This window comes from Chryseobacterium sp. JUb7 (assembly GCF_024806495.1).
Classification (GTDB): domain Bacteria; phylum Bacteroidota; class Bacteroidia; order Flavobacteriales; family Weeksellaceae; genus Chryseobacterium.
Genome location: NZ_JANUFF010000009.1, coordinates 127,198 through 140,175 on the forward strand (window position 1 = coordinate 127,198; position 12,978 = coordinate 140,175).

Below are 12,978 nucleotides of genomic sequence, written 5' to 3' on the forward strand. Positions count from 1 at the left end.
ACTTTCAAAACCCGTAAATTTGCTTCTAATAAAAATTTACTAGATGCTTAGGAAAATTTCAATTGCGGCAGCTACATTTCTGTCCGTAATTACAATCAATGCTCAGAAGAACAAAAATTCTCAATTGGAAAGACCAAAATTAGTAGTTGGTTTAGTGGTGGATCAAATGAGGTGGGATTATTTGTACCGTTTTTACAATAAATATGGTAACGACGGTTTCAAAAGGCTTTTGAATACAGGATATTCTTTAAATAATGTTCATATTCCTTACGTTCCTACGATTACAGCTTTAGGTCATACCTGTATCTATACGGGTTCCGTTCCGGCGATTCACGGAATTGCAGGAAATGACTGGACAGACAAAGAGACCGGACAAAATGTATATTGTACAACGGATGAAAATGTAAAACCGGTTGGAACTACCAATGTAAAAGTAGGAAGCCATTCGCCTAAAAACTTATGGTCTACAACCGTTTCTGATGAGTTGAGACTGGCAACGAATTTTCAGGGAAAAGTAATCGGAGTTTCTTTAAAAGACAGAGCTTCAATTTTGCCGGCTGGTCATACACCAAACGGGGCTTTCTGGTTTGATGACTCCTCAGGAGATTTCATCACAAGTACCTGGTATATGAATGATTTGCCACAATGGGTAAAATCTTTTAATTCACAAAACTTGCCGGATAAACTGGTTGCAAACGGTTGGAATACTTTACTTCCGATCAATCAATACACAGAAAGTTCACCGGATAATTCTTCATGGGAAGGGCTTTTAGGTAGTTCAAAGACTCCTACTTTCCCTTACAGTAATCTGGCGGCAGACTATAAAGCTAAAAAAGACAATATCCGTTATACTCCTTTTGGAAATACATTGACTTTGAAGTTGGCTGAAGCAGCTGTAGAAGGAGAGAAATTAGGTGGAGATGATATTGTGGATATGTTGACGATCAATTTGGCATCGACAGATTATGCAGGACATAAATTTGGACCGAATTCTATAGAAGTTGAAGATGTTTATTTAAGATTGGATAAAGATTTAGCAGAGTTTTTCAATTATTTGGATTCGAAAGTCGGAAAAGGACAGTATACAGTTTTCCTTTCTGCAGATCACGGTGGAGCACATTCTGTAGGGTTTTTACAGGAGCATAAAATCACAACGGGTTTCTTTGGAGAAGGAATGGAAAAAAATGTTAACCAGAAATTAAAAGATAAATTCGGGGTTGATAAATTAATTAATGCTGTTGATAATTATCAGGTTTATTTTGATAGAAAATTATTGAAAGACAATAAAATTGAGTTGGATGATGTGGTAGATTTCACCGTTAAAGAACTTGAAAAAGATCCGACAGTACTGTATGCTGTTTCTGTAACGAAAGTTGCTCAGTCTTCAATTCCTGAACCGATTAAACAGAGAATTATCAATGGAATCAACAGACAGAGAAGTGGAGATATCCAGTTGATTTCTCACGATTCTATGCTTCCTCCTTATTCAAAAACAGGAACCACACACAGTGTTTGGAATTCTTATGACTCACATATTCCTTTAATTTTTATGGGTTGGGGCATTCAGCATGGAGAAAGTAATAAGCAGTATCATATGACAGATATCGCTCCTACGGTTTCTTCGTTGTTAAAGATTCAGTTTCCAAGTGGAAATGTAGGAAATCCGATTACTGAAGCTATTGGAAAGTAATTCAATTTTTTATTTAAAATATAAATCCTTAACAGCAACGTTAAGGATTTTTTTATGGATTAAAAATAAATTTTACTGTTGTCTAATTTGACGATTTTCAGTTTCTCCATTTTTTTAATCGTTCTGATGACTGTTTCAATGCGTAAGCCTGTAAGTGAAGCCAATTGCTGTCTTGTGTAAGGAACTGCAAAAGAGTATTTTTCCTTAAAACCAAAATAGTTTTTCATATGATTCATCACAAGCTCCAGTTTGGTTAATGGGTCTTGGAACATAAATGAAGCAGACGTAAGATATCTGTAATGCATGCGATCGGCTGTGTAGGAGTAGATGTTGAAAATGAGCTCGGGTTTTTTCTGCAGCAGATCTTTTAATTTACTTTTTTCAAGTTTTATAATTTCACAATCCGTTATTGCAATGGCGTTAATAGCATAACTTTTATTATTAAATAGGTAAGTTTCAGCAATGCAGTGCCCTTCAAAAGGGATTCCATGAATGAATTCTCTGCCGTCTTCAAGCAGGCTGGTGAGTTTTACGGTCCCTGATTTTATTTGCAGATAATATTTAGGTTCAGTTCCTTCTTCAAAAATGAATTCGCCTGAAGTGTAATTTTGAATTTTCGCGCCGTGAGAAAACAACAGGTCTTCACAGATGATCATAACTGGTTTATTAATTGGGGATAAAAGTAGTAATAAAAACGTATAGTTTGAAAACTGATGAATACCACATCGATGCCTCAGCATTACTTTATAAATGAAATAAAAAAAACTCGCATACAATATGCGAGTTTTATAAAGATTTATATTTGAAAATTATATTTTGATTATTTTAAATGTTTTGTGAGAACCATCCGAAGTATTCTTAATTACAACTAAATAATTAGCTGCGGGTTTATCAGAGAATGGTATTTTTAATATTGTGTCAGAGGTTATAGTCTGATAAACGATTTGCCCTGTGGTACTGAAAATCTGCACCTGATAGGAGTTTTTACTATTGCCTAAATTAACAGTTAACTCATCTTTTACAGGATTTGGATAAACGCTTTGTGTGTTATTCATTTTAATATCTGTACCATTTTTTTCGTCAACACTTACTCCTTTAGAATTAGCACTTATCTTGCCAGTACAATTCGAAGCAGTCCAGCTTACTGTATTTGAAATGATGGTACAGCCACCAGCTCCAGTTACGACAAGTCTTGTTTTTTCAACATGGTTTGTGTAAATATTAGCAAGATTGGAAATGGTCATTTTCGAGGTTTTCGTTCCTGAAAATGTGCCATATCCTGAAACGATACCTTCAGTAAAGTTGTTCCAGCTACCGCTGCTTGTTTGGTATTGCCATTGATAGGTTGCGGCACCGGAGGCAATAGCGCTTAAGCTTATACTTCCTCCAACGCAAATGCTTTGAGGAGCGGTTGGTTGTGATGTGATGCTTACATTTTCAGCTTTCCACGAAACAGTCTTAGAAGCGACTGAGCATCCACCTGCTCCAGTTACCAATAATCTTGTACGTTCAGTATTAGAAGTATAAAGTCCAGAAATATTAGAAATCGTTAATGCAGATGTTTTTGTACCAGAGAATGTTGCGTATCCCGGGACATTTCCTTCTGTATAATTATTCCAGTTGCCATTGCTGTCTTGAAACTGCCATTGGTATTTCGAAGCACCGGAAGCTGTTGCCGAAATATTTAAACTTCTTCCTACACAAACATTTTGAAGAGTGTTTGGTTGTGAGGTAATACTTACATTTTCGGCTTTCCAGTACACAGTCTTAGAAGCGACTGAGCATCCACCAGCTCCTGTTACCAATAATCTTGTTTTTTCGGAGTTAGAGGTATAAAGTCCGGAAATATTAGAAATTGTTAATGCAGATGTTTTTGTACCAGAGAATGTAGCGTATCCCGGGACATTTCCTTCTGTATAATTATTCCAGTTGCCATTGTTGTCTTGGTATTGCCATTGGTACGTTGAAGCACCGGAAGCTGTTGCGGAAATATTTAAATTTCCTCCTACGCAGGCTGTTAGAGAAGTGGGAGGCTGTGTTGTTATGTCTACTTTTTCGACGCTCCATTGAGCAGTATTCGAAGCTATAAAATTAGCTTTGCCACTATATACAAGGAGTCTTACTTTTTCAAAATATGAAGAATAAAGATTGGAAATATTTGAAACGTTCAATGTTGGAGTAGTTGTTCCTGAAAAAGTTGCGTATCCTGGGATGTTGCCTTCTGTATAATTTTGCCAGTTTCCGTTGCCATCTTGAAATTGCCATTGGTAAGATGAGCCGGAAGCTTGTGCTGAAATTTGCAAGGATCCTCCTACGCAGGTAATAGTTTTAGCCTGAGGTTGTGTTTTTATACCTCCATATACGTGCCATATTTGAGGATCTCCGACAGTGCTTCCGTTAGCCCGTTAGCCAACGTAACAACTACTCTTGCTGTATCCGGATTGTTTACGTAAATGCTTGAAACATTGGAAATGTTAAGTGTATTTGTTTTTGTTCCTGTAAAATTAGCATAACCGGGAGAAGTCCCTTCCGTAAAGTTTTGCCACGATCCTGATGATGTTTTATACTGCCATTGGTAGCTTTTTCCAGTAAGATCAGTCGTTAGTGAAAGAGATCCCCCTACGAATGTACTTTTTTCAATATCTGGAATTCCATTATTATAGTTAAATGGGAAATATTGAAAAGAATTTTCTTCATTATTTAAAACAAGCTCTATCTGTAAGTTATAAGGTCCCGATTTTGTCTGAAGTTCATTGACCGGCATTGCTATTGAAAAGCTGTTGCCGACAGGTTTTACCGACCAGGCGACTTTATAATACCCTTGACTTGGAGTCGCATAAGAATCCTGATAAATATTGACTTCATTTACAGTTCTGTTAGATTCAAATGTTCCGGAAACGTTTAAACTTCCATTAGAAAATGAGGTCTTTATATTTTTAAGATTTGTAGTGTTACCATTTCTATAGACAGTACCGGAAGTCGTTGCAAACAGTTCACTATTGTTCAAAATAGCACAGCCTGCACGATTGATAAATGTTGGAGATACTCCTAAAGTTCCGTTTTCGTAAAACATCAGGTTCATTCCCTTAGTTGGAGTAGTATTTTCCGTGTTGGTTTGATGAGAATGGGGAAGGCCAAGACCATGTCCCAACTCGTGCAGCATTCCTCCGAATAAGCTTCTGAATTTATCAGCACCCGTACCTGTACTACTTAAATATTGTACATCAAATCCTGGATAATCAATGGCAAAACAGTTCAGGCCTAAACCATAAAAAGCAACATCAGCATAGGCATTTTTCCCTGCGGTAAATATTAATGAACGAGCAGAAGTTTTCTGATTAGGATTGCTATTGAAAAATGTGTTTACTTCTTGTAGTACATTATTTCCGGTATTGTTATATGGATAAGATGAGGCTGACTTAGTTCCATGAATTAAAATAATTTTTACATTCGTAGGGTTTGTTGCTTCTGTAAAAAGACCAAATGTCTTAGGGCCAAACCCATTGGCAATCATATTTTGTCGGTAAAAATTTTGAGCCCAAAATAATTGTGTACTGAGTCTTACTTTATAGGTGGGATCCAAGGGAACATCATTGGGGACAAAATAAATTACATTCAGATTGTAAGGTTGGGTTGATTGGTAGGTAACATTGTTATAAGTACTGGTGTACTGTGCATTTACTTGTGTATGAATAATGCATAGACAAATGAGCATCAACAGCCATTTGCTGATAATAATTGTTTTTTTCATCTTTGTTTGTGTTTATATACCCTGTTTGGTAGTATTGCGCACAAAGTTATATAAATTTTTTTAAAAAATAGAAAAATGATAATTTTAATATAATATAATTGTTTTGTTGGTAATTTTAGTTGAATTTGTTAATGTTTAAATAAATAAAAAAAATAAATTTTATCATTTTTATTTAAGTTATAAGTTTCTTTTTTAAATTAAAAAAGAATGTTACATGATTTTATTTTAGAATAAGTTATAATTGTTGATAATGTAAATAATTCAATAAATACTGAAATAAATGTATAAATTAATAACGAATCATTTTTTGAATTTCTGTATGGTATTTTTTATTCTCTTTTCTTATATTAAAGATGATCGATAACAGTAGTCCGATAATAAATAAAGCACAACTTATAAATATAATTTTAAGATATCGATAGTTTTTTTTCAATTCATCACTCTTCTTAAGCGTTTCATTATTATGGTTGTCAATAGCCTGATTGATCGATTTTAGTTCATTTTGCTCTCTCTCAAACCGCATTTCAAACTGTTTCTTGTTATACATCTGATATAGGTTTTGATTTCCCATCGCAAGATAATTGTCTGCCATTTCTTTGTAAATTCCTTCGTTCAGGATTAGATCTCTGGTATTTTTACCAAGCTGTTCCGCTTGTGTCAATAGCTCTAATGCCATTTTATTTTCCCGTTTTTGCTTATGAACTTCCGCAGTGCCTTTTAGAGCGAAGGCTTCCAGGCTTTTTGCGTGGTTCTTTTTTGCATAGTCTGCGGCTTCTAAGAATGCATGTTCTGCTTTTTCTATTTGATTGAGATTGAGGTAGCAATGTCCGATATTATAATAGACCACGCTCATATTAGCATAAGTCATTTTTTCAACTTTTTTGAAATGCTGGATAGAAATCAGAAACTTTTCCAGGGCAATTTCGGAATTTGACTGACTTTTATAAATCATTCCGCGGATAGCAAAGCTCCTTGCCGTTTCAATATGTTTTTCAGACATCTCATCAGAAAGTCGTGATAGATAAAGGTCTGCTTCATTCAGCGTTTCAATACTTTTGCTGAATAACTCCATCTGCTGGTATTGTATGGCCACAGAAATTAAAGCACTGGTCTGAATTTTCAGATCGTTGGATTTTTGAGCTAATTCCTTGGCTTTTATGCTGTATTTTAAAGATTCATCAAAATTTCTTTTGGCAATATTTGCGGTTGAAAGAAGCATATAGATGGAGATCATTTTATTGATGTCTTTCTCTTTTTTCAACAGGCGGTTTCCTATAGATATTGTTTTATCCGGATTGTCATAGATCTCCAGGCGGGCTTTTTTCATCAGAGAATCATCGGAAATTTTCTGTCCCGGTATGGTGATCAGCCAGAGTGAACCTATCAGCAATATTATTTTTAAACCTAATTTCATGATGTTTTGTTTTTACTTATTTCCTGAATATAGGCATTGGGTGACATTCCTGTAACAGATTTGAAAACCGTGGTAAATGCGCTGTGAGACGAGAATCCTGAAAACTCAGCCAGATAACTTACTTTATAATTTAAATAAGTAGAATCTGTTTTCAGTAGATGGGCAATATGATTGATTCTTAATTCGTTAATGTATCCATTGAAGTTTTTTCCTTTGCTGCTATTAATAACTTCCGAAAGATATTTTGTATTTACGCCCATTTGGGCAGACAACATGGATAGCGACATGCTTTTGCTTAAGTATTGATCAGATTCTTCCCAGGCCTGTAATTTCTGAAGAATTTCATATTCCTTTTCCTTTGAGATTTTATTATTGTCTTTTTCGGTAACAGTCATTTCTTCTTTAGGAATACTTGTATCAGCAGGGATTGTTTTTTTTCTGTTCCTTTGCTTTTCAAAGAATTCAAATTGTTTTCTTAAATCTTTGTTTTTACTTTTTATAATTAAAAAATAAATAATCAGCCCAATGATAATCAATGAAAATAAAGAACTTATCATCCAGAATTTTTCAAGTTCTGTATGTTTTTGAAATTCCAGGCTTTTATTCTGATAAGTTTCTACCAGTTTTACAATATACCGTATTCCTTCTTTCGTGCTTGAGTCTGTTTTTGTACGGTATTCGTTATAAAGTTTATTGTATTCATGGTATTTTTCGTCATTATGAAGGGCAAAATAGTTCTTAGATAAAGATTCATAAATTCGTGCTTTTAAAGTGTTGAATGGTAAATTTTCAACCTTTGAAAGCGCTTTTTCCAAATTGTCTATAGCAGTATGATAATCTTGCTTTGAAAAGTAATAACGCGAATAATCTTCATAGGCTAATGCTTGTAAAAACGGTTGTTCATTTTCTTTTTCAAGATCAGAAATAACCTTTTCTATGGATTGCTTGGCTTCCGACAGTTTGTTTTTTCGTAGTAGATATGTAGACCTGAAGATCCTGTTTTCGTAGCCGATAATCTTGTTTTCCTCATTATGATTATCGATGAACTGATCACTTTTGCTGAGGTTTTCGAGGGCAACATCATAGTTTCTGTTGATTCCGAAATTGAGTCCCTGAAGCTGATAAAGTTTAGCAATCGTAATTCTTACTTTTTTATCATCACTCTTTAAAAGCTTTCTGTTAGCCAGAAGGGCAGAAATAATCCTTTGTGACTGATTGTACAAATCAAGGTTTTGATATTGGTCTGCTAAATTATAGTCTGCAAACATCTGCATGAAATAAGACCGGCTTTTATGTTCATCTGATTCGTCTTTCTGGCTGGCGATATTCACAGATTGTACGTAGTCGCCTTTCATTGCATAGGCCTGCGAAATAATATTTCTAAGAACTATTTTATGTTCAATATTCTGATCGCTTATTAAGATACTCAAAGAATAATTGATGCAGTCATCGGGATTCTGATATAATTTTTGAAAAGCTTTATCTGCCAGAATCGTAAAGTCCGGACTGGATTGCGCTTTACTGTAAACAGAAAATAGCAGAATGAAAGGTATAAAGATGTTTTTTAGCCACATTTTTTTTTGTGAAAAAATGCTTTTTATTGTTTTTTCTCCAGTATTCTTAAAATATTTTATCAAAGTAGATTTTTTGTATAGTATTGATTTTTAAATGTTTATTTTTTAAGTTCTTTTAAATTTCATGAATTATGTAAGTCAAATTCTTTTGAAAAGGTAAATATAATATTAATATTGTTTCCACAGATCCAAAATATTAAATCCAAACATATATGAAAAAGATTTACAATAATTCAATGAAAGCTATAGCGGCTTTATTCTTGTTAGGTTTTTCAGAAATGGGTGCGCAGCTGACAGTGATGGCTGTAGGGAATTATACAGTAGGAGGAGTTTCTGATAACGGAGTGGTAAGTATGCATACCAGCGGAGGGGACATTTTTAAATGGACGGCAGCTGGTGGAATAGTCCAGATAGGAGCGCTTACCAATGGTTATCCCGCAGCAGGAAGAACACTGGTTTCAAATGACGGGACAAAGATTGCATCCTCAACGACCAATGCAAGTACAGGGTTTAATGAAATCTCTACTTACAATGTGGCTTCTTCTACTTGGACAAATCAAGGTGGGTTAGTTCCAACGGGATGGGATGGAAGTGTAAGCTCAACCTGGGGAATGACTCCCGACGGAAGCACTGTTGTAGGACTTGGCTGGCTTACTGCTGCCAATGCTCATGCAGTGAAATGGGATGCTTCCAGTGGAGTGACCGATTTAGGAAGTATCGTGGCAGGAAGAAGTTCCCGGGCCAATGCTATAAGTGCCAATGGTGCAGTAGTGGTGGGCTGGCAGGACGAGCAGGACGGTACAAGAAGTGGAGCAAAGTGGATAGATGGTACCGAAACTTTTATTACCGATAATAATGGCGAAAATGTAGGTGAAGCAGGTGATGTTTCAGCTGATGGCAATACAATAATAGGGTCGGCAATGCCCAATCCTTATGTCTGGAACAGTACTTCCGGGCTTACATATATAACACATCCAAATTCCTCTGCCTTCTTCAGAGGCGGTGCTACGGGAATTTCTGCTGATGGGGGAACTGTTATTGGTTTTTTCAGAGCTTTTCCCGGACCTCCGATGACTGGAGAGGGCTTTATATGGACTCCCGCAGGAGGACGTGTAAACCTGAATGATTATGCTGTGGGATTGGGAATAAATACCCAAGGTGTAACCATGTCGCTTCCGTTGGCAATTTCTCAGGATGGGAAAAAAATTGCAGGGATAGGAATAGGTGCTTCCAATCAGGTAGTGGCTTTCTATCTGGATATCACACAATATCTTTCTACAAATGATATTGTAAAAAATAATAAGAAAATTTCTATTTATCCGAACCCTGTTAAAGATTATATCTACATCAAAGGCGCAGGAAAAATCGATAAAGCAGAAATATACAATATGGTCGGTCAAAAAGTAGTTACCTTAAATTCTGTAGAAGAGCAGATTGATGCATCCTTCTTGTCAAAAGGAAATTATGTACTACGCATTTTCGTGAAAGGGGAAGTTTCACAAAGTTTTACATTCATAAAACAGTAAAATAAAATTAGGCACATTTTAAACAAGACTCGACCAAAAAACTCGCAGAGCAATCTGCGAGTTTTGTTATATTCAATATAGATTAAAATCTTAATTATTCTTCATCATCTTCGTACTGTTCGAGATAATACGTGAAGGTAAAGTCTTCAACTTCATCTTCCGCATCTTCAAGAGTTGTCAGTAGGTCTTCAAAAGTCTCAAGCTGATCGACCGTCATGTTTACAAATTCTATATGAAGAGGCATTTCAAGTTCTCCGGTCACGACATCGGATAAAGCATCCAGATTATCTCCAAAATGCTCAGGAAGGTTTATTTTTTCTTTTAATTGTGTGTAAAAATCTTCATAATCACCTATGTCGGTAAAATCGATGTATATTGTTTTCATATGGATTTAAATTTCCAGTTTTTATTAATTAAAAAAGTTTTACATTTTTTACAAAAGTCAGTTTCTTCATCTGTGTGATTTTTCCCTTCCGCATCTCTCATGAAACATGTTTTTTCGGGGCAATGTTTTAAACCTTGTGTGTGTCCTAATTCATGGATGGCAATTTTGAAAAACTGTTCATCAGCATTTTTTTTATTTAATCTGAATTTTGAGGCAATACACGCTTTCCCTGGCCTGTAACCTAATCCCATTACTCCGAAATCTTTTATTTTACCCTTTGTTACACTGATGTCTTTTGAGGTCAATCCGATGGTAACAAAACGTTCTTTTGTTTCTTTGTTTAAAAATTTAATGACAGAATCGGCTCTGTAGCGGTTTCTCTCTTCATAATAAGCATTTTCAGGAAAATCGATAGCCTCCAATACTTTTACATTCGGATAAATCTTTTTGATTTCACTGGTGACAAAATTAAGACTTTCAGAATTTAAATCTTTAAAAGGCTGAACTAAAACAGTAGTTGCTTGTTTCTCCTTTACCGCTGCCTGTTTTTTTTCAGAACACGATAAGGCAAAGATTAAAATGATGAATAAAAAACAATAATTATTGCTTTTCAAAACTTTTATAATGATTTTTAGTTAAATAAATATCACCATTTTTAGTGAATACAATTCGGTCGGCATTTCTGTTTCCACAGTTATAGTTAACATCAGCTTCAAAATATTGAGATCCTTTAGGTAAGGTGCCTTCTCTGTTGCTGAATTTGTCACCACCAATCGCTTTTCCAGGTAAGATTTCACAGAGATTTCCTTTTGAAGGATTCCAGCCCTGTTTTCTGGCTTCACTTTTTGTGAGGTAACAAGCAGGAAGCTGATGATGTTGCTTTACATAATCTATGACAGTTTTTTCTTCCGTCAGCTGATCGATAGATTGTTTGTATGAAGAATCCTCAGAATCCTCAGGAGCACGATACTTTGGTCGTGTACCAGTAGTTTCAGGCTTTTTATCAGCAATGAAATTATTGTAGACGTACATGACAGACATTCCAAAAAGAAGTCCGAGACAGATAAAAAACAGAGATCTTGTTTTACCGTTCATAATTGACAGGGTAATAAGGTATCAATGTAACAGTCTGACAATTGAAAAATAATTGGTAAACTATTACATGGTTAAATTGTTATATTATAATTTTAGCCTTCTCTCCACTCTTCCGGAATATCACAGATCGGAATAGGCACCATTTTGTGTTTTGAAGCTTTATGCATTCTGTCGAATATCATGAAAACTTCTTTGTCACGGCCTTCATAATCTTCTACAGCTTTAGTTCCGTATTCTTTCTGGATCTTTTCAAGCTCGGGATAAGTTGCTCCGATTTGGTCTTCGTCAGTTCGTTCAGCATCCCAAAGTCCATCTGTAGGAATTGCATTCTGAATGCTTTCAATAAGATGTAAAGCTCTTGCTAATTCGTATACTTCAGTTTTGTAAAGATCAGCAATAGGTGAAACATCTACACCACCATCACCATATTTTGTGTAAAATCCAATTCCGAAGTCTTCCACTTTATTTCCGGTACCGCAAACCAAAAGACTGTGAAGCTGACCAAAGTAATATAAAGTCACCATTCTGAAACGCGATCTTGTATTGGCAAGAGCCAGATTATTGCTCCATTTTCCTTCTGCATGATCCTGTACTGTTGTTTCGAAGCTTTCAAAAACGGGTGTAAGATTTACAGTATGACCTTTGACGTTTGGAAACCTTTTTTTAAGATCTTCGATATGATCCTGGGCCCGATTTACCTGATCCTCTTTTTGGCGGATCGGCATTTCCAGCAATAAAACATCAAGCCCTGTCATGGCACAAAGTGTAGAAACCACTCCGGAATCTACTCCTCCTGAAACGCCCAATACATACCCTTTTACATTCGCTTTTACAGCATAATCTTTCAGCCAGTTTACAATATGATCTATTACTTTTTGTGTTTGCATTATATTTATTGTTTTTCTTAATTAACGATTATTTTAAGGTGCAGTGAAATCAAAATTTTTATTTTTGAATTGAATATTTGATTGAAAACAGAAATAGAGTTTTTTTCATTTATATTCCAAATTCTTCAGGGTACTTTACAATGCCTTTTACATTTTTTAATGAATCTTTTACCAGTTCTGTTGCCATTCCGTTTTCTTCAGGAATGTCAAAGGGAAAAGAAATGTCAAAATTACGTGTTTTTTCGTAACCAAATTTAGGATAATAATTTTCATGACCAATTAAAATAACTGATTGGTAGCCGAGTTTTTTTGCTACAGAATGTCCGTAAGTAATCAATTGGGCTCCGATTCCCTGATGTTGAAATTCAGGATGTACAGAAACAGGTGCCAGCGCCAATGATTCATAAAACTCTGATCCGTTTTCTACGCAGATTTTTGTAAACAGAATGTGGCCAATAATTTTAATGGAATCGTGATTGTTGCCCATAAGTTCAGCTACAATTGACAGCTCAGGGACAAAAGCCTCTGATTTTCTTAATTTTTCAACCAGAAAATGTTCCTGATGGTCACTGTATTCGATATTTCTGAAAGCGATCTCTATCATTTCAGAAACTTCAGAATAATCCCGTTCTTCTTCCTGTCTTATGGTTATCATC

General features: G+C 35.3%; 12 protein-coding genes. 2 read left to right on the forward strand and 10 right to left on the reverse strand.

Annotated features, from left to right (window positions below; translation table 11 throughout):
- Positions 1-43 precede the first annotated feature (43 nt).
- Positions 44-1,690, forward strand: coding sequence for an alkaline phosphatase PafA (gene pafA / locus M2373_RS16165; protein ID WP_259112086.1), 1,647 nt, complete (start codon positions 44-46; stop codon positions 1,688-1,690).
- Between the two features lie 59 nt (positions 1,691-1,749).
- Here pafA and M2373_RS16170 read toward each other — a convergent pair whose 3' ends face one another.
- The 5 genes from M2373_RS16170 to M2373_RS16190 all read right to left on the reverse strand — a co-directional run bounded on the left by M2373_RS16170 (position 1,750) and on the right by M2373_RS16190 (position 8,429).
- The gene (locus M2373_RS16170; protein ID WP_259112087.1) at positions 1,750-2,346 is read right to left on the reverse strand and encodes a Crp/Fnr family transcriptional regulator; all 597 of its coding nucleotides are present in this window, start codon (positions 2,344-2,346) and stop codon (positions 1,750-1,752) included.
- 153 nt (positions 2,347-2,499) lie between these two features.
- Positions 2,500-3,993: a T9SS type A sorting domain-containing protein gene (locus M2373_RS16175; RefSeq protein WP_259112088.1), complete on the reverse strand. Its 1,494-nt coding sequence runs from the start codon at positions 3,991-3,993 to the stop codon at positions 2,500-2,502.
- A gap of 44 nt (positions 3,994-4,037) precedes the next feature.
- Complete coding sequence (locus M2373_RS16180; protein WP_259112089.1) at positions 4,038-5,441, reverse strand: hypothetical protein; 1,404 nt, start codon at positions 5,439-5,441, stop codon at positions 4,038-4,040.
- A 289-nt stretch (positions 5,442-5,730) separates the two neighbouring features.
- Positions 5,731-6,855 carry a hypothetical protein gene (locus tag M2373_RS16185; protein ID WP_259112090.1) on the reverse strand — a complete coding sequence of 375 codons (1,125 nt, stop codon included), beginning with the start codon at positions 6,853-6,855 and terminating at the stop codon, positions 5,731-5,733.
- Positions 6,852-8,429, reverse strand: a complete 1,578-nt coding sequence (locus M2373_RS16190) for a helix-turn-helix transcriptional regulator (RefSeq protein ID WP_259112091.1) — start codon at positions 8,427-8,429, stop codon at positions 6,852-6,854. The genes M2373_RS16185 and M2373_RS16190 overlap by 4 nt, the downstream gene beginning before the upstream one ends.
- A gap of 212 nt (positions 8,430-8,641) precedes the next feature.
- Between M2373_RS16190 and M2373_RS16195 the strand changes: the two genes are divergently transcribed.
- Positions 8,642-9,955, forward strand: coding sequence for a T9SS type A sorting domain-containing protein (locus M2373_RS16195; protein ID WP_259112092.1), 1,314 nt, complete (start codon positions 8,642-8,644; stop codon positions 9,953-9,955).
- A 94-nt stretch (positions 9,956-10,049) separates the two neighbouring features.
- On the opposite strand, the gene M2373_RS16200 is transcribed toward M2373_RS16195, so the two are convergent.
- From M2373_RS16200 to M2373_RS16220, 5 genes are all read right to left on the reverse strand, one after another.
- Positions 10,050-10,340 (reverse strand): barstar family protein, encoded by a 291-nt coding sequence (locus M2373_RS16200; RefSeq protein WP_259112093.1) that lies wholly within the window; start codon positions 10,338-10,340, stop codon positions 10,050-10,052.
- On the reverse strand, positions 10,337-10,954 hold the full coding sequence (locus tag M2373_RS16205) for a matrixin family metalloprotease (RefSeq protein ID WP_259112094.1): 618 nt from the start codon (positions 10,952-10,954) through the stop codon (positions 10,337-10,339). Before M2373_RS16205 ends, M2373_RS16200 begins: the two co-directional genes overlap by 4 nt.
- Positions 10,941-11,435, reverse strand: a complete 495-nt coding sequence (locus tag M2373_RS16210; RefSeq protein ID WP_259112095.1) for a ribonuclease domain-containing protein — start codon at positions 11,433-11,435, stop codon at positions 10,941-10,943. Before M2373_RS16210 ends, M2373_RS16205 begins: the two co-directional genes overlap by 14 nt.
- Before the next feature lie 92 nt (positions 11,436-11,527).
- Positions 11,528-12,322, reverse strand: a complete 795-nt coding sequence (gene nadE, locus M2373_RS16215) for an NAD(+) synthase (protein WP_259112096.1) — start codon at positions 12,320-12,322, stop codon at positions 11,528-11,530.
- A gap of 109 nt (positions 12,323-12,431) precedes the next feature.
- Positions 12,432-12,977 (reverse strand): GNAT family N-acetyltransferase, encoded by a 546-nt coding sequence (locus M2373_RS16220; RefSeq protein WP_409013206.1) that lies wholly within the window; start codon positions 12,975-12,977, stop codon positions 12,432-12,434.
- Position 12,978 lies beyond the last annotated feature (1 nt).